Origin of the sequence: Pseudomonas parafulva, from assembly GCF_002021815.1 — a bacterium.
GTDB classification, from domain to species: Bacteria; Pseudomonadota; Gammaproteobacteria; order Pseudomonadales; family Pseudomonadaceae; genus Aquipseudomonas; species Aquipseudomonas parafulva_B.
Window position 1 is genome coordinate 2,648,603 of sequence record NZ_CP019952.1, and the last position, 21,022, is coordinate 2,669,624.

At 61.4% G+C, this 21,022-nt stretch carries 21 protein-coding genes; 8 read left to right on the plus strand and 13 right to left on the minus strand.

Annotation, left to right across the window (positions count from 1 at the left end):
* Nucleotides 1-133: 133 nt before the first annotated feature.
* From B2J77_RS11820 to B2J77_RS11845, 6 genes are all read left to right on the plus strand, one after another.
* Nucleotides 134-1,327, plus strand: a complete 1,194-nt coding sequence (locus tag B2J77_RS11820; RefSeq protein ID WP_058637250.1) for an ABC transporter substrate-binding protein — start codon at nucleotides 134-136, stop codon at nucleotides 1,325-1,327.
* Nucleotides 1,328-1,356: 29 nt separating this feature from the next.
* On the plus strand, nucleotides 1,357-2,346 hold the full coding sequence (locus tag B2J77_RS11825) for a YVTN family beta-propeller repeat protein (protein WP_058637251.1): 990 nt from the start codon (nucleotides 1,357-1,359) through the stop codon (nucleotides 2,344-2,346).
* A complete protein-coding gene (locus B2J77_RS11830) occupies nucleotides 2,343-3,083 on the plus strand; it encodes an ABC transporter ATP-binding protein (RefSeq protein WP_058637252.1) in 741 nt (246 codons plus the stop codon). The genes B2J77_RS11825 and B2J77_RS11830 overlap by 4 nt, the downstream gene beginning before the upstream one ends.
* Nucleotides 3,083-3,874 (plus strand): ABC transporter permease, encoded by a 792-nt coding sequence (locus tag B2J77_RS11835; RefSeq protein ID WP_078478720.1) that lies wholly within the window; start codon nucleotides 3,083-3,085, stop codon nucleotides 3,872-3,874. The genes B2J77_RS11830 and B2J77_RS11835 overlap by 1 nt, the downstream gene beginning before the upstream one ends.
* A 108-nt stretch (nucleotides 3,875-3,982) precedes the next feature.
* A complete protein-coding gene (locus B2J77_RS11840; protein WP_058637254.1) occupies nucleotides 3,983-4,543 on the plus strand; it encodes a PQQ-dependent catabolism-associated CXXCW motif protein in 561 nt (186 codons plus the stop codon).
* A 56-nt stretch (nucleotides 4,544-4,599) separates the two neighbouring features.
* The gene (locus B2J77_RS11845) at nucleotides 4,600-5,262 is read left to right on the plus strand and encodes a response regulator (protein WP_078478721.1); all 663 of its coding nucleotides are present in this window, start codon (nucleotides 4,600-4,602) and stop codon (nucleotides 5,260-5,262) included.
* On the opposite strand, the gene nahK is transcribed toward B2J77_RS11845, so the two are convergent.
* The 9 genes from nahK to pstS all read right to left on the minus strand — a co-directional run bounded on the left by nahK (nucleotide 5,251) and on the right by pstS (nucleotide 15,789).
* Entirely contained in the window at nucleotides 5,251-7,905 is a 2,655-nt protein-coding gene (gene nahK / locus B2J77_RS11850) for a hybrid sensor histidine kinase/response regulator NahK/ErcS' (protein ID WP_078478722.1), read from the minus strand. The genes B2J77_RS11845 and nahK overlap by 12 nt on opposite strands.
* Nucleotides 7,835-8,998 (minus strand): nitric oxide-sensing protein NosP, encoded by a 1,164-nt coding sequence (gene nosP / locus B2J77_RS11855; RefSeq protein ID WP_078478723.1) that lies wholly within the window; start codon nucleotides 8,996-8,998, stop codon nucleotides 7,835-7,837. Before nosP ends, nahK begins: the two co-directional genes overlap by 71 nt.
* A 174-nt stretch (nucleotides 8,999-9,172) precedes the next feature.
* The gene (locus B2J77_RS11860) at nucleotides 9,173-10,363 is read right to left on the minus strand and encodes a porin (RefSeq protein WP_078478724.1); all 1,191 of its coding nucleotides are present in this window, start codon (nucleotides 10,361-10,363) and stop codon (nucleotides 9,173-9,175) included.
* A 259-nt stretch (nucleotides 10,364-10,622) separates the two neighbouring features.
* Nucleotides 10,623-11,222 carry a hypothetical protein gene (locus tag B2J77_RS11865; protein WP_058637259.1) on the minus strand — a complete coding sequence of 200 codons (600 nt, stop codon included), beginning with the start codon at nucleotides 11,220-11,222 and terminating at the stop codon, nucleotides 10,623-10,625.
* Nucleotides 11,219-11,911 carry a hypothetical protein gene (locus tag B2J77_RS11870; protein ID WP_058637260.1) on the minus strand — a complete coding sequence of 231 codons (693 nt, stop codon included), beginning with the start codon at nucleotides 11,909-11,911 and terminating at the stop codon, nucleotides 11,219-11,221. The genes B2J77_RS11865 and B2J77_RS11870 overlap by 4 nt, the downstream gene beginning before the upstream one ends.
* A gap of 88 nt (nucleotides 11,912-11,999) precedes the next feature.
* On the minus strand, nucleotides 12,000-12,761 hold the full coding sequence (gene pstB / locus B2J77_RS11875) for a phosphate ABC transporter ATP-binding protein PstB (protein ID WP_042139286.1): 762 nt from the start codon (nucleotides 12,759-12,761) through the stop codon (nucleotides 12,000-12,002).
* A 72-nt stretch (nucleotides 12,762-12,833) separates the two neighbouring features.
* On the minus strand, nucleotides 12,834-13,727 hold the full coding sequence (pstA, locus tag B2J77_RS11880; RefSeq protein ID WP_058605232.1) for a phosphate ABC transporter permease PstA: 894 nt from the start codon (nucleotides 13,725-13,727) through the stop codon (nucleotides 12,834-12,836).
* Nucleotides 13,727-14,692, minus strand: a complete 966-nt coding sequence (gene pstC / locus B2J77_RS11885; protein ID WP_078478726.1) for a phosphate ABC transporter permease subunit PstC — start codon at nucleotides 14,690-14,692, stop codon at nucleotides 13,727-13,729. The genes pstA and pstC overlap by 1 nt, the downstream gene beginning before the upstream one ends.
* Nucleotides 14,693-14,757: 65 nt before the next feature.
* Nucleotides 14,758-15,789, minus strand: coding sequence for a phosphate ABC transporter substrate-binding protein PstS (pstS, locus tag B2J77_RS11890; RefSeq protein WP_078478727.1), 1,032 nt, complete (start codon nucleotides 15,787-15,789; stop codon nucleotides 14,758-14,760).
* A 229-nt stretch (nucleotides 15,790-16,018) separates the two neighbouring features.
* Here pstS and B2J77_RS11900 point away from each other — a divergent pair, with 229 nt between their 5' ends.
* The gene (locus B2J77_RS11900) at nucleotides 16,019-16,714 is read left to right on the plus strand and encodes a type 1 glutamine amidotransferase domain-containing protein (RefSeq protein ID WP_058637263.1); all 696 of its coding nucleotides are present in this window, start codon (nucleotides 16,019-16,021) and stop codon (nucleotides 16,712-16,714) included.
* Between the two features lie 161 nt (nucleotides 16,715-16,875).
* Complete coding sequence (locus B2J77_RS11905) at nucleotides 16,876-17,283, plus strand: response regulator (protein WP_058637264.1); 408 nt, start codon at nucleotides 16,876-16,878, stop codon at nucleotides 17,281-17,283.
* 438 nt (nucleotides 17,284-17,721) lie between these two features.
* Here B2J77_RS11905 and B2J77_RS11910 read toward each other — a convergent pair whose 3' ends face one another.
* The 4 genes from B2J77_RS11910 to B2J77_RS11920 form a co-directional block, all read right to left on the minus strand.
* Nucleotides 17,722-18,354, minus strand: coding sequence for a hypothetical protein (locus B2J77_RS11910; RefSeq protein WP_323368211.1), 633 nt, complete (start codon nucleotides 18,352-18,354; stop codon nucleotides 17,722-17,724).
* Between the two features lie 74 nt (nucleotides 18,355-18,428).
* Nucleotides 18,429-18,896, minus strand: coding sequence for an alginate lyase family protein (locus B2J77_RS21925; protein WP_153302509.1), 468 nt, complete (start codon nucleotides 18,894-18,896; stop codon nucleotides 18,429-18,431).
* Between the two features lie 172 nt (nucleotides 18,897-19,068).
* Nucleotides 19,069-19,323, minus strand: a complete 255-nt coding sequence (locus tag B2J77_RS11915) for a hypothetical protein (protein WP_058637266.1) — start codon at nucleotides 19,321-19,323, stop codon at nucleotides 19,069-19,071.
* 84 nt (nucleotides 19,324-19,407) lie between these two features.
* Nucleotides 19,408-21,006 (minus strand): hybrid sensor histidine kinase/response regulator, encoded by a 1,599-nt coding sequence (locus tag B2J77_RS11920; protein ID WP_058637267.1) that lies wholly within the window; start codon nucleotides 21,004-21,006, stop codon nucleotides 19,408-19,410.
* Nucleotides 21,007-21,022 lie beyond the last annotated feature (16 nt).

A 21,022-nucleotide genomic window follows, 5' to 3' on the forward strand; every position in this document is an offset into this window, starting at 1 on the left:
GTAACTGCTGTCATCCTAGGGCCCGGCGCGGGCGCATCGGCTACTACCTTGGTAGCGGCTGGGCGCTACTTTCTGCATATTCCCCGGCCCCGGCAGGCTTTCTATGCTGGCGCCATCTGCCGTGGAGTGCGATATGCGCCAGCCTGCCCACCTTGTCCTGACCTGCCTGCTGACCCTGCTCGCGCCGACGGTTTGGGCGCAAGACCAGCAGGCTGACACCCGGGCTGCGAGCGCGTTGCACATCCGCATCGGCTACTTGGGCTATCGTCCTGACAGCGGGCCGCTGTTGTCCAACATCCTGCCTGAACCGGAAGATGCCGGCCTGCAAGGGGCGCAACTGGCCATTGCCGACAGCAACAGCACCGGGCGGTTTCTCAAACAGCAGTTCGAGCTGGTCAGCGCCCGTGTCGACTCTGCCGAGCAACTGCTGCATGCCGCCCAGGCCCAGCATGGGGAAGGCGTTCGGTTGTTCGTCGTCAATGCGCCGGTCGCCAGCCTGCGGGCCTTGTCTGTGGCCCTGCCCGACAGCCTGCTGTTCAATGCCGGCAGCCCGGATGACGCCGTACGCAGCACGCAGTGCCTGGGCAATGTGCTGCACGCCCTGCCTGGGCGGGCGATGCTGGCCGATGCGCTGGTGCAGTTTCTGGTGCTGCGCAAATGGCAGCGCGGCTTGCTGATCGTCGGGCAGACCCCGGACGATGAAGCCTACGCCGCCGCACTGCGCCGCGCGGCGAAGCGCTTTGGCCTGCACCTGGTGGCCGAGAAACGCTGGACGTTCGACAACGACCAGCGCCGCAGCGCCCAGGCCGACATGCCGCTGTTCACCCAGGCGCGCGAATACGACGTGGTGCTGGTGGCTGATGAACGTGGCGACTTCGGCGAATACGTGCCCTACCAGACCTGGTTACCCCGCCCGGTCGCCGGCACTCAGGGCTTGACGCCCACTGGCTGGCACATGACCGTGGAAACGTTCGGCGCCGCGCAATTGCAAAAACGTTTCCAAGCGCAGGCCGGCCGCTGGATGAACGACCGTGACTTCGCAGCCTGGATGGCCGTGCGCAGCATCGCTACGGCGGTCAGCAAGCTGGGTGAAGCCAGGCCCGAGGCCTTGCAGCAGCTGCTTGTCAGCGAACAATTGCCACTCGATGGCTTCAAGGGGCGCAAGCTCAGCTACAGGCCCTGGAATGGCGAGCTGCGCCAACCCATCCCCCTGGTGCAGCCCAGGGCCCTGGTCAGCACCTCACCGCAGGAAGGCTTCCTGCACCCTTCCAATGAGATGGACAGCCTGGGGTTCGACAAGGCCGACGTGACCTGTACGTACCCCTGACACGCCCAAACAATAACAAGGAATCTGCCATGCGCCGCCTCCCCTCATCACGCAGCCTGCTGTGCGCCAGTTTGCTGCCGGCCGTGTTAGCCGTGGCCTGCGAGCCTACCCTGGCCGCCACCGCCTGGGTGTCCAACGAGAAGGACAACACCCTGAGCCTGATCGACCTGCAGACCTTGACGGTAACCGACACCCTGCCCGTCGGCCAACGCCCGCGCGGCCTGCTGCTGTCACACGACAACAAGCTGCTGTACATCTGCGCCAGCGATTCGGATCGGGTGCAGGTGATGGACGTGGCCAGCCGTACCCTCGTCAAGGAACTACCCTCAGGCAAAGACCCCGAGCAGTTCGCCCTGCATCCCAATGACCGTTGGCTGTACGTGTCCAACGAAGACGATGCCCTGGTCACGGTCATTGATACCGTGACCGACACGGTACTGGCCCAGGTGGAGGTGGGCATCGAGCCTGAGGGCATGGCCGTGAGCCCGGATGGCAAATGGGCGGTCAATACCAGCGAAACCACCAATATGCTGCACTGGATCGACACCCAGACCCAGACCCTGGCCGACAGCACGCCGGTGGACCAGCGCCCGCGTTTCGTGGAATTCAGCCAGGACGGCAAACACCTGTGGGCGTCGGCGGAAATTGGCGGGACCGTCACCATCCTGGACGTGGCTTCGCGCCAGGTGCTCAAGACCCTGAACTTCGCCATCAAGGGTGTGCACCCTGACAAAGTCCAGCCGGTGGGCGTCAAGCTCAGCGCCGATGGCAAGTACGCGTTCGTGGCGCTGGGCCCGGCCAATCATGTGGCGGTGGTCGATGCCAGGACATTCGAGGTGCTGGACTACCTGCTGGTGGGGCGTCGTGTCTGGCAGCTGGCCTTCACCCCTGACCAGCAGCAGCTGCTGGCCACCAATGGCGTGAGCGGCGACGTGTCGGTGATCGACGTGGCCAGCCTCAAGGTGCTCAAGTCGATCAAGGTCGGCCGCTACCCATGGGGTGTGGTGGTCACGCCATGAACGCACTGCACGTAACGGGGGTCAGTTTCGCCTACGGTCAGCGCGCAGCGCTCAGGGACGTGACCTTCAACCTGGCGCCGGGCCACTTTACCGCCTTGCTGGGGCCCAATGGCGCCGGCAAGTCGACCCTGATTGCCTTGATGACCTGCCTGTATGACTTGCAGCACGGCGATATCCAGGTATTGGGCAGTTCGCTGCGCCACCAGCCGCGGGCGGCCCTGGGCCAGTTGGGCGTCGTGTTTCAGCAGAGCACGCTGGACCTGGACCTTGGCGTGGAGCAGAACCTGCGCTATCACGCGGCGCTGCATGGCCTGCCCCGACGGGAAGCCCAGCGCCGCGTGGACGCCGAGCTGGCCCGCCAAGGGCTGGGGGAACGGCGTCGTGACCCTGTGCGTGAACTCAATGCCGGGCACAGGCGCCGCGTCGAAATTGCCCGGGCCTTGCTGCACGGGCCCCGCCTGTTGCTGCTCGACGAAGCCAGCGTTGGCCTGGACCCGGCCAGCCGGCAGGCGCTCAACCAGCACGTACGCGATTTGTGTCGTGGCGATCAGCGCTTGAGTGTGCTGTGGACCACCCACCTGCTCGATGAAGTGCAGCAGGCCGATGACTTGGTCATCCTGCACCAGGGTCGGGTGGTGGCAAGTGGGCCTGCCGAAGCCATGATGCAGCCCCACGGCGGCGACCTGGGCCGGACATTCGCCCATCACACGCGGGACATGGCCGGAGCACCCACCTGATGAACGCCTACTGGTACTGCTTCAGCGGCATCCTCATGCGTGAAGCCCTGCGCTTCGTGCGCCAGCGCACGCGCCTGTTGAGCGCACTGGTGCGCCCTTTGCTGTGGCTGGTGGTATTCGCTGCCGGGTTTCGTGCGGCACTGGGCATCGCCATCATCGAGCCTTACGACAGCTACATTCCCTACGAGGTCTACATCGTGCCGGGGCTGGCCTGCATGATCCTGCTGTTCAATGGCATGCAGGGTTCGCTATCGATGGTCTACGACCGGGAGATGGGCAGCATGCGGGTGCTGCTGACCAGCCCGCTGCCCAGGACGTTCTTGTTGTGCAGCAAGCTTATGGCGACGTCGCTGATCTCCGTGTTGCAGGTGTACATCTTCCTCGTCATCGCCTGGCTGTACGGCATTGAGCCCCCGGTCGGCGGCCTGGGGCTGGCCCTGCCCGCAGTGCTGCTGGTGGGGTTCATGCTCAGTGCATTGGGACTGCTGCTGTCCAATGCCATCCGCCAGCTGGAGAATTTTGCCGGGGTGATGAATTTCGTGATCTTCCCTCTGTTCTTTCTGTCGTCGGCGCTTTATCCGCTGTGGAAAATGCAGGAGGCCAGCCAGTGGCTGTACTGGCTGTGCGCGGTCAACCCGTTCACCCATGCGGTCGAGCTGGTGCGCTTTGCGCTCTACGAGCGGCTGAACCTGCTGGCGCTGGCGGTATGCCTGGCGCTGAGCGTGCTGTTTACGCTGCTGGCCATCGTCACCTTCAACCCGCAGCACGCCGCCCTGCGCAAGCCACGGTGAGCCAGGCCCTCGCCTCTACTACTTTGGTACTGCCCAGGGTGTCTATGGTCGCATTCACAAAGCCACGGCACTGGCATGTAATGCGCCTATAACAAGAAGGAACAGACCATGCCACGTGCCCTCCAAAGGCTGCCCCTGCGTTTGCTGGCCGCCGCCTCGCTGAGCCTTCTGCTGGGCCATGCCCAGGCCGACACCCCACCGACGTTCACGCCAGATGGCTACCGCGCCACGCTGTACCGCAGCCCCACCCCACCGCAGGTCGAAGGTGGCAGGGTGATAGACACTGCCGCACTGCAGGCGATGATGCGGGGCCATCCGGCGCCTGTCCTGATTGACGTTTACCGCCGTCAGTGGCTGCATGAACGCTTCATCGAAGATGAACCCCATGCCAACCTGCCCGGTAGCCTGTGGCTGCCCAACACCGGGGACGGCGTGCTCAGCCCAGACTGGCAACGTTACTTCGAGCATCACCTGCGTCTGGCCACAGGGGGCGAGCCTCAGTACCCCGTCGTTTTCTACTGCCGGGCCGATTGCTGGTTGAGCTGGAACGCGGTAAAACGCGCAGCACACCTGGGCTACACCAACCTCTACTGGTACCGCGACGGGCTCGACGCCTGGCAACAGGCCAACCTGCCCGTGCAGGCGGCCCAGCCAGCACCGTTTCCCTGACCGGGCCCTTGCCCCTGCGCGCTCAATCATTCAAACAAGAACAAGGTGAATAGGCCATGTACAAAATCTTGATCGCCGACGATCACCCGCTGTTTCGCGAAGCGATCCACAACGTCATCAGCGACGGGTTCCAGGGCAGTGAAATCATGGAAACCGCTGACCTTGACAGCGCGCTGACCCTGACCAAGGACCATGACGACCTGGACCTGATCCTGCTCGACCTGAACATGCCGGGCATGCATGGCCTGAACGGGCTGATCACCTTGCGCAACGAGGCACCCACCACCCCGGTGGTAATCGTCTCTGCCGAGCAGGAAAAGCAGATCGTGCTGCAAGCCATCACCTATGGTGCGGTGGGCTTCATCACCAAGTCCTCGCCGCGCGCGCAGATGATCGAAGCGATCGAGCAGATCCTCAACGGCAATGTGTACCTGCCGCCGGATATCATCCGCGCGCAGAAAAGCAGTAGCCGCCGCTTGAGCGATGCCCCAAGTTTCCCGCCGGAAATGCTCCAGGCCCTGACCCGCAAGCAGTTGCTGGTGCTCGAGCGCATGACCAAGGGCGAATCGAACAAACAGATCGCCTATGCCTTGGACATCGCCGAAACCACGGTCAAGGCCCACGTCTCGGCCATCCTGCGCAAGCTGAACGTGCACAACCGAGTACAAGCCATCCTCAGCGCCGGCGACATCGACTTCGCTGACTACCTACGACGTTGATCCCTTGAGGGCCCGGGTGGCCAGCAAGTGGCTCATGGCAGTCTTGAGCTTCATGGGTCGGATGGGCTTGTGCATCAGCGTATGGCCTCGCTCGCGGATCTGCTGCTTGAGTTCGTTGCTGTAGTTGGCGGTGATCATCAGCGCCGGCAGCGCCCTGGCGCGGCGGGCATTGATGCGTGCAACGGCATCGACCCCATTGCAATCGTCGTCGAGGTGATAGTCGGCAATCAGCAGGTCGGCATCGGCGTGGTAGTTGTCCACCTGGCGGGCCAGGTCCTGCTCCGACAGTGCCGTGATCACGCAACAGCCCCAGCCTTCTAGCAACGTGCGCATGCCGGCACAGATGGCAGCGTCATTGTCCAGCACCCACACCCGGGCCCCGCGCAGGCACTCGAGCATCGACTCGCACACGGCATGCTGGGCCCTGGCAATCGGGGCGGTGGTGCTCAATGGCACTTCCACACTGAATACCGACCCCTTGCCGGGCCGGGAGCGCACGGCAATACGGTGGCCGAGGATGCCCGCAATCTTCTCGACGATGGCAAGCCCCAGGCCCAGGCCGCGGTCCTGATCCGGCCGCTGCACGGCGCCACGCTTGAATTCCTGGAACATTTCCTCCAGGTGCTCCTCGGCGATGCCGATACCGGTGTCCCACACCTCGATGCGCACGCGACCCGGCTGGCGGCGACAGCCCAGCACCACGCGTCCGCTTGGGGTGTAGCGAATGGCGTTGCTGAGCAGGTTGCGCAGAATGCGCGCCAGCAGTTGGATATCGCTGCGCACCACGACCGAGCAGCCTATGAAGTGCAGGGCCAGCCCTTCGCTGCGGGCAACCTGGGCATATTCTGCTGCCAGGTTGTCCATCAGCTCCGCCAGGGCGAAGGGTGCCACGTCGGCCGTGATGACACCGGCATCGAGCTTTGAGATGTCCACCAGCGTTCCCAGCAGGTTCTCTACGTCTTCCAGGGAGTTGCTGACGTTACGCACCAGCTGTGCACTGGCCTGCGGATCACGGCGCTCGAGCAAGGCGCTGGTGAACAAGCGCGCCGCGTTCAGGGGCTGCAGCAGGTCATGGCTGACCGCGGCGAGGAACTTGGTCTTGGACAGGTTGGCCTGGTCAGCCTCATGCTTGGCCTCGCGCAAGCGCGCCTCGGCACGTCGCCGCTCCTCGATTTCCCTCAGCAATTGTTCGTTGAGGCTGGTCAACTCGGCCGTACGTTCCCTGACCCGCAGCTCCAGGTGCTGATAAGCCTGGTGCAACGCCTGGGCGGTGTTGCGCCGTTCGGTGATGTCACGGATCAACACGAAGATACCCACCACCTCGCCAGAGGCCAGCCGGTTTGGCACATAGGAGCGCAGCATGTGGCGCTCCTGTCCGCTGATGTTGGTTTCCGGGAATTCGAACGTAACGCTCTCCCCTGCCAGCGCCTGCGCCACGTAGGCTTCCAGGCGCTGGTAGTGCTGTTCGCTATGGGCCTGGCGCAGGCTCTGGCCCAGCATCAGCCCACTGGGCCAGCAGTACCACTGCTCATAGACCTTGTTGGTGAACTCATACACCAGGTCGGCGTTCAGGTAAGCGATCAGCGCCGGCACATGGTCCGTGATCAAGCGAATCCAGCGCTCGCTTTCACTCAGGGCCTTGGCATGCAGGTAGCGTTCGGTGATGTCGGTAAAGGTGTTGACGAATCCGCCAGTGGGCAGTGGGTGCGTGCGGATCTCCAGCATGCGCCCGTCGAACAGGCGTTGCTCGCACTCGTGCACGACACGCCCGCTGTCGTCGCGGCTTTCGGGGGTGAGCAAGCGCAGCTCGCTGTCGGCGATCACGTCGGCGAAGGGACGGTGGGCGGCAACCGGAGCCAGCCCGCTCAGCTCCAGGAACCGGCGGTTCCACAACTCCAGCACACCGTCCGCGTTGACCATGGCCACGCCCTGGGACAAATTGTCCACCGCCCGCTGCAACAGGTGCGATTTCTGCGCCACAGCCTGTTCCCGGCGCAGGGTTTCGCTGAGTTTGACCTCGGTGATGTCGGTGAACAGGATCACCCGGCCACCCTCGCAGGTGGGCCGCTCATTGACCTGCAGCCAGCGGCCGTTGTGCTGTCGGTACAACAGGTGTTCGTCGGTCGGGCTGCGCGGCTCCTCGCTGAACAATCCGCTGCTGGTCATCAGCCTGCGCACTTCGGCCAGGCGCATGCCGGGAATGATGCGCACGCGGCGGTTTTCCCAGAAGGCCTTGAAGCGGCTGTTGCACAGCACCATGCGCAGGTTTCGGTCGAACAGGATGAATGCATCGGAAATGCTTTCGATGGCATCGATCAGGTGCTGGTGCGCGGTTTCGGCGCGCAGACGCGCCTCGCTGAGCAGCTGGTTGCCCGCCTTGAGCTCGGCCATGGCCTGATTCAACGCGTCTGTACGTTCGCGCACCTGCTCGGCCAACACCACCGAATGCTGGAACGCCGCATAGGGGTCGCTGCCGCGCGTCACGCCCGACTCGATGCGCTCGATCAGCGCGGCGTTGATCCGCTGCAGCTTGCGGTTTTCGTAGCGAAGCTGCGCCAGTTCGGCCTGCACCTCATCGGCCGGGGCGGGTTCGGTTGCGGGCAATGGCAACCCCGGTGAAGGTCTGGTTGATATGCATGCCATTGAACTGTTCTCCATAGGTGTTGAAGCCCATCACCCGCTGCTCACGCAGAAAATCGCCCACCGCTTCAAGACTTTGCTGGGTCTCAAGCTCCAGGCGGCGCAGAAAGCAGTCGCAACCGATGGTGAGCAACAGCGGACCCAGGCGCTGCTGCAGGCCATCGAACAAATCCTGCAGGTTCGGCAGCAACGGGCCAGGCGTCATGGGCGTGAGCACGATGCCGTTCTCTACCGCACAGTAAAAGCTCAGGCTCAGATCCGCATGTACCTGCTGGATGGCCCGCACGTAGTACCGATCGTGCATGCGCACCGCGAGCGGGTGGGCGGCAAACAGCCTGTGGTCCAGGGCGCTGACCGGCACCCCGATATGGCGTGCATATTCTTCGGCAGCAGGCTCGGCATTGAGCTCATAGACCCGCCGCTGGGCGCTGTCGGCGCCGGTGACCACCAGTTTTTCCTGCCGTGGCTCAAGGTGGTGGGTGGTGAACACTTCGAAGTCCAGCCAGGTATTGACCAGCACCACCACGGCAGCACCGTGGTGAAACGCCCCGCCGTAGAAGACGTGGGTCCGGGTCAGGTAGTTGTCGTCCCCGGCCGAGCCACCAAAATGCGGGATATCGCCCAACGCTGCGCTCAGGGCCGCCAGCACCGTTTCTTCACGGCTGGACAAGCCATCGAGCAAGGTCAATGCAAAGCTGTGCCCCTTGATTTGGGCCAGGGCATTCCCACGACAGCTGCCGACCAGTCGTTCGACCATCTGCTGGGCGTCGATCAGGCTGAAACGGTCCATCTCGTCGATCAGTTCGGTGGCGATGGAAAAGTGCCGGTGATCAAAGCCCACGGCCGTCACGCAACTGCGCCCATAGCCCAGCGGTGTGATCTCCCCTGCACTGGTGCACCCTACCAACGGTATGCCGCCAAAGCTTTGTTCAAGGGCCTGGCCCAGGGCCTGCAGGTCGTACTCGGCGGTGCAGAAGAACAGCACGAAGCCCAAATGCGGATGCAGCAGTTGCCGCGCAAGCTCCTGTGCCGCCACGCGTGCATCGCTGGCCTGGGACATGGCGCTGACCACGCCCTCGTTATATGCTTGCTGCATCGGGATCTCCGGCAAGGGCTGGCTGAGCGCTGAGTGTACGAAGCGTGGGCTGGGGTTCGAATGCTACTTGGGTCGCGGGTGCACGCTTCGTTGGGCGTAGTCGGCACAGGAGCCTGACCCTGAGGGTTTCGAATACCGCGCAAGCCCGTTGAACACCGGGCCTGCGCCAGATCGCTACCAGGTCAGCACCGCACCCACGGCGAAGGTATCGGTGTCTTCGTTCTGCGCGCGGGTGTCATGGCCCTCAATGGAAAACTGGTTGTACTCGGCCACCAGCTTGAGGTTGTCGTTGATGTCATGAAACAGCGCCACCCCGCGGGTTTGATAATCGGCACCGCTGCCTACCGCGCCGTTGCCGTCGTCCTTGGTCTTGCCGTAGGAAAGCGCAACCCGGTTCTTGCCGACCTTATAAGAGGCTTGCAGCAGGTAGCCTTCGCTGTCCACGTTGCGCAACACCGGCTCGCCCGCATTGTTGGTGAAGAACGGGTTGATGCCCTTGGCCTGGAAACCGGACCCAGTCAGGGACAGCCCGCCCAGCTTGGCTTGTACGCCGTAGCCAAGGCCTTTGGAAGTGACTGACCGCACCGAGTCGTCGGTGTTGTCGGAGGTCTGGTAGCTGCCGTTTAGCCAGCTGTAGATCTGCGCGCCTGCCAGGTCGAACTGGTAGGTGATCTCGGACTCGGTGCGGGGGTTCTTCTGGTAAGCCTTGCCCGTGGGGCTGCTGTCGTTGGTGTCGACCGGGTCCATGATCCCCACGGCGATCCGCAGGCCCTCCATGACCGGGGTACGGTAGGTGATCTGCGAGGTCGGGAACGGGTATGGATAGCCGCTACCGATGTTGCCAAACGACACCCCACCGCCATCGACAAGACCCAACGTGTCACTGACCTGGCCGTAACCGGCGAGCAACTCGTCCAGCAGGATGTTCGAACGGGCGAACAGCCCGAAGTCCTTGCCGATGAGCACCTCGCCCCATTCGGGGTTGGCTACGGTGCCGTAGAACTGCCGGACATCGATGGCCGTGTCGGTACCGTTGCTTTCGCTGTCGTTGATGGTGACCCAGAACGAGGCACGGGCACCGAGCTTCAGGTCATTGACCTGCTTGCCCATATTGAAACCCAGGTAGTTAGGCAGAAAACCCATTTTTACCCGGGACTGACGGCGGTCGAATTGTTCACCTTCGCGGTCGACCTTGCTGTTGACGTAGAACGCGTTGATATAGCCGTCGGTGGAAAAGGTGGTCTGATTCTGGTCGTACAGCATGATCTCGGCCTGCGCCAAGGGGCTCAGGCTGACAGCCGCGAGGCTGGCGATGGCAACTGCCAGGTACTGAGTCGGCAGAGACTTGTTTTTGTTGTTGTGCATGGCGCGCTCCAAACGGGGACAGAGTGTCGGAGGCGATTATCGAAAGGTGGGTAGCGCTCAGAAACGGTGCTTTGGCGCAGTCTTGAGCCTGCTTGCGAAGGGCGTGCAAGGCCCGGTGGTTTGGGACCACTACGGGCTGTGCCGGGTCGTGCGACCTAGGGCTTACGCATCAATGATGGACACCGAAGACCGGCAGGCAGGTAGCCAAGCGTATGAATGGGAACGCCTACCAGCTGTGGCCTGCCTGGCCTCTGGCGGGTCAGGAAGCGAGCATCGATCCGCGCTGCGCACGTGCTGTGCTAAAGCGATGAGGTTGCTGCCAAGCCAGCATGGCCTGAACATCGGTAGCCGCTTGCTTGACCTTCTGCGTCCATTGGTCGTCCTGGGGGCACACCACTACCACGCGAAAACCATGTTCGAGCCCCTCGAGCCGTACACCGTCGGAGTCGTCCACATGCAGGTCGATGTCGAACGCCGAAGGCAGCTTGGACGGGGAATTGACCAGCCCCCGCTGGCCCAGCATATGCTGGTGGCGGTCGCTGTTGACCACGCCATCGACACGGATGCCGTACAGCAGCAACCAGCGGCGGATATAGGCCGGCGTGCGGCCGGACGATGTGTAGATCCACACGCTGCAACCCTGGCGGCGCAGGTCGCTGATCAGTTCGCGGGTACCGCTGCGCAGGGGCTCGCCCAGCCAGCGGTGGATGAAGCTCGGCAGCCGATTCGGCTCGGCTTCGGCGTGTTCGGGCAGGCAGGCCAAGGTATCGTCGATATCGAACGAGATGCGCACTTGGGCTTGACGTGTAGCGCTGTCGAGCACCGCTCGGCAGCGCTGCCAGGCTGATCCGCGACTCATCGAAGGCTCCTCTCGCGCAGGGGGGTTGGCAGGAAAAACGTGTCGGGCGCCGGTGCATGGGCTTCCAGGAACGCGGCGTACTTTTTCTTGATCTTGGGCAGCTCGTACAGCGCCTTGACGCCATGCTTGGCCGAGTTGCGGATGACTGACGAAGGATTGAAGTAGCCTTCGGCGTTCTCGAGCGACAACACGAATGGCGGCAAGCCTGCGCGCATCAGCAGATAGCTGACGATCAGCGAGCCGGTACGGTTATTACCTTCGATGAACAGCTGCGGCTTGCTGAGGATGCGCACGTATACACCGGCAGCCCGCTTCCATACCGAATCGCTGCCATAACCGCAGTACCAGTTGTACAAGTCCTTGATGCCGCCTTCGACGTTGTTGAAAAAATGGGCTTCGGTAGCGGCCAGGTGCGCGGCGAACTCCTCGCGACGGGCGGCGTCGCTGCCACAGAGCACGGTGGCATTGATTTCCAGCATCAGGTTCACCTGCTGCAGGTGAAACAGGTCGATGCCGCGCGCCACATAGTGATCGACCAGCGCGTAGCCCTCCAGCACGTTGCACAGCACCTCGTCCGTGAACGGGTCGCGAGGCTCGGTGAAGTGGCGGCTGAGCTCGGCAAAATGCGCCTGCACTTGGCGCAGGGCGTGCTCGACGGCATTGAGATCCAGGCGGGGTGTCGCTGGCATCGGATGTCCCTGAGTACGGTATTCGAGTAAAGGCAGCCGCGGGCCTGGGCCGTCCTGGCACTGGCGCGCGGGCGTTCTCAAGCGAGGGTCAGCTGAACTTGCCACTGATGTAGTCGGCGGTCAGCTGTTCACGAGGGTCTTGGAAGATCTGGGTAGTGGGACCCATCTCTACCAGATAGCCCGTGCGGGTGCCTTGGGAAATGTCGACCGAAAAGAACGCCGTGGTGTCGGCCACGCGAATGGCCTGCTGCATGTTGTGGGTCACCAGCGCAATGGTGTAATCCTTTTTCAACTCCACCATCAGCTCCTCCACCCGCCGGGTCGCGATCGGGTCCAGGGCCGAACAGGGTTCATCGAGCAACAACACTTCGGGCTCGGTGGCGATGGCCCGGGCAATGCACAAGCGCTGCTGCTGGCCACCGGACAGGGACAGGCCACTGACCTTGAGCTTGTCCTTCACTTCATCCCATAACGCAGCGCCTTGCAGGGCATGCTTGACCCGGTCGCCGATGTCGCCTTTGTAGCGGTTCAGGCGCAGACCGAAGGCCACGTTGTCGAAAATGCTCATCGAGAACGGGTTGGGCTGCTGGAACACCATGCCGATGTAGCGACGCACCACGACTGGATCGACCCCTTTGCCGTAGACGTCCTGCCCCAGAAAGTGCACATGGCCTTCGAAGCGAAAGCCCTTGACCAGGTCGTTCATGCGGTTGAGGCTGCGCAGCACGGTGCTTTTGCCACAACCGGACGGGCCGATGAAGCCAGTGATCTCGTTCTTGCGGATCGGCACGTGGCTGTCGCGCACGGCCATGAAGTTGCCGTAGAAGATCTTGTCCAGCTTGCAATCCATGACGATGGGGGTTTCGCTGGCCAGGGGAGCGGCTCTTTGGGCGGTGGATACGTTCACGTCGAATGCTCCCTATCAGTACTTGGGCTTGCCGAATACTCGGCTCAGAATGTTGATAACCAGCACGATCATTACCAGAACCAGCGATGCCGCCCAGGCGAGCTCCAACTGGTTGTCGAACGGCATGCCGGAGAAGTTGTAGATCAGCACCGCCAGCGAAGCGGTCGGGTTCATCACCGCCAGGCTGCCATCGTGGTAGATCCAGTAGTTGCTGAACAACGCGGTGAACAGCAGCGGCGCGGTTTCGCCGGCCGCCCGGGCCACGGCCAGCATGACGCCGGTCAGGATGGCTGGCAGGCCGGTGGGCAACACGATCTTCCAGATCACCTGGGCCCGGGTACAACCCATGCCGTAGGCGGCGTCCTTCATGATCTTGGGCACCATCTTCATGGCTTCCTCGGCGGTCAGGACCACGATTGGCAGCATCAGGACGGCCAACGCCACGCCGCCTGCCGGCGCCGAGTAGGTTCCGGTGGTCATCACCACCAGGGCATAGGCGAACACGCCGGCCAGGATGGACGGCAAGCCGGTCAGCATCCTGGCGGCGAAACGTGCGGCGTTGGCCAGCTTGCTGTCAGGCCCAAGCTCGGCCAGGAACACGGCGGCCAGGATGCCCACCGGCACAGCGATGGCCGCTGCAATGCCGACCATGACCAGGGTACCGGCCATGGCATTGCCGAAGCCGCCCCCCATTTCGAAGCCGGTTGGCGGCAGCTCGGTGAACACTTCCAGATTCAGCCGTGCTCCACCACGGGTGATGAGCATGTACAACACCGAAATCAGGGGCACGCTGGCCACCAGCGCGGCGAGCCAGGCCAATGTGGTCAGCAGTACGCTGCGCAGCGCCCGTCCTTCGAGCTTGCGCTGCAGGCTTGGCAGCGCGGCCACTGGGGTGGAGAGATCGGTCATCAGCGGTTACCTTGTTGCGCGTAGAGCATGATCATCGAGCCCAATACGTTCACCAGCAGGGTGATGAACATCAGCACCAGGGCGGCGTACATCAGCACTTCCACCTCATTCGGCCCGGCTTCGGGGAAGTTCAATGCCAGCAGCGCTGCCAGGGTATTGGCCGGCGCGAACAGTGACAGGGAGATGGTGTTGGCGTTGCCCACCAGCATCGCCAGGGCCATGGTCTCCCCTAGGGCGCGGCCCAGGCCCAGCACCAGCGAGCCAAAGATGCCGGTCGCGGCCGAGGGCACCATGACCTTGAGAATCGCCTCCCAGTGCGTCGTGCCCATGCCGTAGGCGGCTTGCTTGGTTTTCATCGGCACACTGGTCAGCGCGTCCTGGGAGACAGCGGCGATGGTCGGCAGAATCATGATCGCCAGCACCAAGGCTGCCGGCAGCAACCCCGGCCCGCTCAGGGACGTGCCAAAGAACGGGATCCAGCCCAGCTCGCTGTTGAGCCATGTGGTCAGTGGCCGTATGGCTGGAATCACCACATAGATGCCCCACAGCCCGTACACCACGCTCGGGATAGCGGCCAGCAGCTCGACAATGGTGCGAAAGACGGCCGCGAGCCTGGCCGGCAGGAAATCCTGGGTCAGAAAGATGGCCATGCTGACGCCGAAGAAACCGGCGATCAGCAAGGCGATGAATGCGCTGTACAGCGTCCCCCAGATGGCCGGAAGAATGCCGTACTTGCCTTGGTTGACGTCCCAGACGCTGCCCAACAACACATCGAAGCCATGCTTCTCGATGCCCGGCAAGGCCTTGCGCCCCACTTCGTAAACCAGTGCGAAGACCAGTGCCAGTACCAGCACAACCCCAATGCGGGCCAGCGCACGGAAGGTGCGGTCCACCAGCACGTCCTTGGCAGACGGCGGCCGGCAGGCGGAGTCGGGGTTATCCGGTAGGTCGAAAGGTGTGTTCATTGGCAGGTTCCGGGACAGGGTGCTGACACCCCCGGCGTGTCAGGCGCACGCCGGGGACGCCGGTATCACTTGATGTTGGCGGAGGCATTGCGCACTTGCTCGACCACCGAGGGGGGCAGCGGGATGTAGCCCATCGAGTCGGCGATTTTCTGCCCTTCGGTGAGGCTGTACTCGACCATCTCGCGCATGGCCTTGGCCTTGGCGGGGTTGCCATTGTCCTTGCGGAAGATCATCCAGGTGTAGGAGGTGATGGGGTAGGACTTGGCGCCGTCCGGATCAGGCAGCCAGGCCACCAGGTTTTCCGGCATGTTCACGGCGGCCAGGGCCTCGGCGCCGCTTTCGGCATTGGGCACCACGTACTGCCCAGCCTTGTTCTGCAATTGGGCGAAGTCCACCTTGGCCAGCTTGGCAAAACCGTACTCGATGTAGCCGATGGCGCCTGGGGTCTGGCGTACGGTGGCGGTCACGCCATCGTTTTTCGGTGACTTGATGAACTTGTCAGTAGCCGGCCAGTTGACGGTATTGCCCTCACCCAGTTCTTGCTTGAAGTCGGCATTGATGGCCGACAGGTGCTTGGTGAACACCGCTGTCGTGCCGCTGGAGTCGGCACGCACCACGACGGTGATGGGGGTATCGGGCAGCTTGAGCTCGGGGTTGGCGGCTGCGATCTGGGGGTCGTTCCAGCGCGTGATCTTGCCAAGGAAGATGTTGGAGTACACCTCGCGCGGCAGCTTGAGCCCTTTGGGATTGCCTGGCAGGTTGTAGGCCAGCACGATCTCGCCGGCGGTCATGGGCAGCAGTTGCACGCCCTCACTGACCTTGGCCATGTCGGCCTCACTCATGGCCGAGTCGCTGGCAGCAAAGTCAACGGTCCTGTTCAGGAAATCCTGCACCCCGGCGCCGCTGCCCTTGGACTGGTAGTCGACGGTCACACCCTCGGATTTCTTGCTGAAGTCCTTGAACCAGGTCAGGTAGATAGGTGCGGGGAAGCTGGCCCCGGAACCGGTCAGGCGAATGTTTTCTGCGGCGATCGAAGCCGATGTGGCGCAAAGGGAGACCGCGACGGCGAGTGCAGCAGACTTCATCAGGCGTATCATTGAAAGCGCTCCGTGTGATGGCCGGCACACTTTGCATCAGCTGTGTTACAGCTTTGTGACCGCCGCATGGCACCGAGCCCTTACCCACGCCAGGCCATGTCCTACGCCCTGTTGAACCGTAGCATCGGCAAGCCTGACGCTCACCTCCATGGAACGCTGACCGTTTGCCGCACTCACACCCTTTATCAGGGCAGCAGCCCGCACATCCCGAGCTGGAGGACAGACCTGCATGAAGAAGATCCTGATGGTGTTGACGTCCCACGATCAATTGGGTGACACCGGCAAGAAAACCGGCTTCTGGCTGGAAGAGTTCGCGGCACCTTATTACGCATTCGTGGATGCCGGAGCCGACGTCACGCTCGCCTCGCCAAAAGGCGGACAGCCGCCGCTGGACCCGAAAAGTGACGAAGACGATGCCCAGACCGAGGCCACCCGACGCTTCGCCAAAGACACCGAGGGCCAGGCTGCCCTGGCCGATACCGTACCCCTTGGCGAAATCGACCCCTATGATTTCGACGCCGTGTTCTATCCAGGCGGCCACGGCCCCCTGTGGGATCTGGCCGAGAACCAGGACTCGATCGTGCTGTTGCAAGCCTTTTATGCCTCCAACAAGCCCATCGCAGCGGTATGCCACGCCCCAGGTGTTCTGAAGAACGTCAAAGCGCCTGACGGTCACCCTGTCGTGAAGGGCAAAAAGGTCACGGGCTTTACTAACAGTGAAGAGCAAGCTGTGGGCCTGACCGACGTCGTTCCGTTTCTGGTGGAAGATATGCTACGTGACCATGGGGCGAACTACGCCAAGGCCGAGGACTGGGCAAGCCATGTGGTCGAGGATGGGCATTTGATCACAGGGCAGAACCCGGCATCGTCAGAGGCAACTGCCAAGGCATTGCTGAAACGGGTAGCCCAGGAACCCGGCGCCTGACCCCTATTTCTGCGCTGGTGAAAAGGCAACTGCTCAGAGACGGAATTTTTTGCTACAGCCCGAGGTCATAACGGTAGCGCACAGTTATCGCTTGCACCTCTGGCTGCAAGCCTACATCGGATGTTCCCTTTATTCAGCGTGCGCAGAGCCAGAGTATTGCCATGAAAACGTGCGAATTCCCCAGCTGTCCAACCGTTCTGCTGGTTGAGGACGAACCTATCATCCGTGAGCTGATTGCCATCGCCCTTGAAGATCTGGGCGTAGCGGTAACCAGCGTGGAAACAGCACAAGAAGGTCTGGAAATTACCTCGCGCTCTGCATTTTCGATGCTCCTGACCGATGTCCGCACCCCTGGCGCGGTCAACGGCCTGGAGTTGGCCTATCAGGTCGGCCAGTCGCAGCCTGACACTCGCATCGTGGTCATGAGTGGTTATCACGACCCTTCAAGCCACGCCCTACCCTCTGGCGCCGTGTTCCTGCCCAAGCCCTGGACCCTGGATCATTTCATTGGCGTGATCAGTGATCAGCTTGCGCGTTCAACGTCGCTGCGGGCGCAGCCAGCGGCATGATTAAGTTCCAAGGCTTTTGCAGCAGTCAAATGCTGCAAAGTAAACCCGGCAACTGCAGCCACTGGTGTACACGGCGGATGAGTCGTGACACGCGATTCTTCCAGCCTGCGCCATGTTTAACTGGCAAGCGTTTGGAATCAAGCCCACCTGGAAAGGACTTCTAGCTCTTCACTGATACGCTGTTTGTCGACAGGCCTCACCCATCGTTAGGCTGAAATTACCCCCGCCCCACGCGCCTAGTGCGTTGATGCGTTGCGTATATGAGAAGAGCCGGCTTCAAGCCCTGAACACCATACAGCAGGCTCACCCCGTCCTACACAACCCTGCAACTAGAACACAAAACTCCAAACGGCATGGAATCACTTTGCTGTCCATTGCTCTGCACATCAACGCGGGCGCTAGGCGAACGCTTTTCAGCGACACGTTTGAAACACCCCACTAGGGCACGCCGTAATGGGTCAACCGCTCCCACTGATAATGTACATGGCCAGCAAACGTCGGATGCTTTTCGATAAATTCAAGCGTATAGGGTAGCGACATTCCGAGGCGCATGGCGTATTGATTGTACCCGATGAAGAGGGTGCCCCGAGGCCATCCGTCAACGCGTTTACCGCATATCTGTGGATAATCACTGTTCTGCTCGTAAAGGTCCAGGCTATAGCGGGATAATGTTTCCATCCCTTGTGTCAACCGTGTAGCGTATTCTTGGTAGAGATCAACCCCTTGAATGCGTGCCGTCTCCGCAACATTGATCAGTGCTGCGACACCATAGCCTGAGTGAGGCAAGTCTCTACAAAATTCCATCGGCATGCCGCTAATGAGTCGGGTGGGGTTACCCCATTTCTGCATGACTTCGTTATAAGAGCGTCCAAACCACACTGCGTCCAAGGGTCGCGCTCCGTCCCACGGCAGATAGATATAACTGCCCAGCAATGATTTCCACTTGCTGAGTGCTTCATGGAAGCCCTGCTCATCCTTAGTGAAGATTGCTATATTAACCAAGGCTTCTACAGCACTGGCCTGCCAGTTACTGTTGTTTTTGAAGTCATTACCGGTACTAGGCAGAAACATCTGGCTGGCATACGGTCGGTATTGCTCCCTAAACATTCTCGTCACAGCATCCTTTTCAACCTGCGGCCAGCCCCCTAGCTATACTTGACGATCTCCGCTGCACGGGTAAACAATTGAGCGGCCCATGAGGCTTGCAGGCGCCTGTTATTGCCCGTATGCTGCTTTAACGTTTCAGTCCAGGCTTTGAAGATTTCCCGTACATTTTCGGCATATGCAGGGTCCCCTGTATAACGCCACAACAGCGCTTGCAAGTAGGCAGCCTGAGCATCCCGGATTTCGTCCGAGCACCCGTAATCCGGTACAGAATACGCACCGCAGTGAACAATGCTCCAAGGCCTAGCCCGATAATTTCTGTCAGCCAACGGTGACGCCAAAGCAGCGTGCATGGATGTCGCCCAAGGCTCGAGATGCTTGTGGTCACGCACATACCGCAACTGCACCTCGGACGTCAGTATTCCAGGGTGAACAAAGTTAAAATCCGCCTGCGCGCCTGCGCTGAACGCGCAAAGCAAACATGCCCCGACACTACAGTAGATTCGCATTCCGCGCCCAACCCTTGCATTCAGAACTCAGAGCTAGACGTTAGCAAGTTGCCTTGAATTACACGACTGACAAAATTATCAGGTCAAAGCGCTTGAGCGACTGAATGTTCTAGCAGGGCATGTGCGAAAAATACTTGTTTAAGCAGTGGGCGAATGTTGCATGCGAACCGAATCATCCATTTGTTGAATGACCGAAGCCTTTTGATGCTCGCTGCAATGACCTGTCAACCAGTTGTCGAAGATCCCGCCACTGCTGCCAAGCGATCAGTTGGAGACGTCTCATCTCGTCTGCTTGGCTTAGCAATTCCTCGCGGTAGGCACTGGGGCAGGCGTTGCGTAACGCGTGATCATCGAAGGTCGAGAACCAACGGTTGATTGCCTCCAGGTGCATCAGGTCATTGGTAGGCTGCTCAATGAATGCCGTCATGCCAGTTTCCCTGCGCTCGCTTTTTCAATCGAGCCCAGGGAATAACCGATGGTTCACTTCGATTGGTGTTCAGCCGCGCCAGCCTCACACAATGCCCGTATGACCATCGAGTACCTGCCGCACACGGCGTGCCAGATCATGGGGCTGGCAGGGCTTGGAAATCACATCGAATTCAGAGCCGCCGATGTCGGTGCGTTCAATCGAGTTTTCCGCGTAGCCGGTCGTGAGCAGCACCTTGATCTGCGGCTGCAAACGACGCACCTCGCGCGCCAGCATCACCCCATTCATGCCCCCGGGCATGATCAGGTCGGTGAACAACAAGTCATAGCGCTCACCTGCTTCGATGAGTTTTAGCGCTTCGCGTGCGTTGAGCACCATGTCGGCGTCATAGCCATAGTTTTCCAGCACCATTTTGGCCAGCTCGGCGACATCAGGGCGGTCTTCGACAATGAGAATCCTCTCGGTGCCGGAACTGCGTTCAACCAGCTTCACGGGCTTTTCCTGAATCGGGCTGGCTTCGTCCACCGGGAAATACAAGCGCAGCGTGGTGCCTTCGCCCTCTTCGGTGTAGATCCGGGCAGCACCACCGGACTGACGCGCGAACCCGTACACCATGGACAGCCCTAGCCCTGAACCCTTTCCCTCCTCCTTAGTGGTGAAGAAAGGGTCCATGACACGGTCTCGAATGCTGGCAGGCATGCCGATGCCATTGTCGGTAATGGAGATGCTCACGTAACTGCCTGGCAACAGGCCATCGAAGGACAGATTGATGTCGCTTACATGCACGTTCCGCGTTTCGATGAATACATGGGGCCGTTTGCGGCCGATCAGGGCGTCCCGGGCGTTCATGAAGATGTTCAACAGCGCCACTTCGGCCTGGGTCGGGTCGATGCGACAGTTGCGCAAGTGCTCTTCCAAGTCGTATTCGACCGTCACCTCGGCACCGAAGGTGCGCTCAATGATAGGGACCACGTCATCGAGCAGATGATTGAGGTTGAGCACCCGGCCGTGCAATTTCTGCTTGCGAGCAAAGGCCAGCAACTGCTTGGTGAGGGTGCTGGCACGATCGACCGCCGTTTGCGCGTGCCCGACGCTTCGGCGAATGCGACTCAGGTCAGGCTGCGCCTTGTCGGTCTCGCTGGCCACCAGCCCCATGTAACCGCCCATCACTTGCAGCAGGTTATTGAAGTCGTGGGCAATGCCGCCCGTCAACTGACCCAGGGCTTCCATCTTCTGCGCCTGACGCAGCGCATCCTCGGCATCGCGACGACGGCTGACGTCCAGCTGCGAGGCGAAGAAGTAGATCAGGTCGCCACGCTCGTTGAAAATCGGCGAGATGAACAGCGCATTCCAGAAACTGGAACCGTCCTTGCGGTAATTAAGCACTTCGGTAGCGATGTCCACGCGCTTCTCGATCGCCTCACGGATGGCGTCGACCACCGTCCGCTCGGTTTCCGGCCCCTGCAGGAAACGACAATTTCGCCCGATGATCTCACCGGTTTCATATCCGGTCATTTCCAGAAACGCGCGATTGGCAAAGATGATAGGATTGTCGTCGCGGCCGGGATCGGTCACGATCATGGGCATGCGCGTCGTTTGCACGGCAGCAAAAAACATGTCGTGCGGCAGGTTGGATATGTCTCCGGTCGCCTGATTGCTGACGCGGGCCTTCTTGTCCGTCACGTGACTCTCCTGGTTG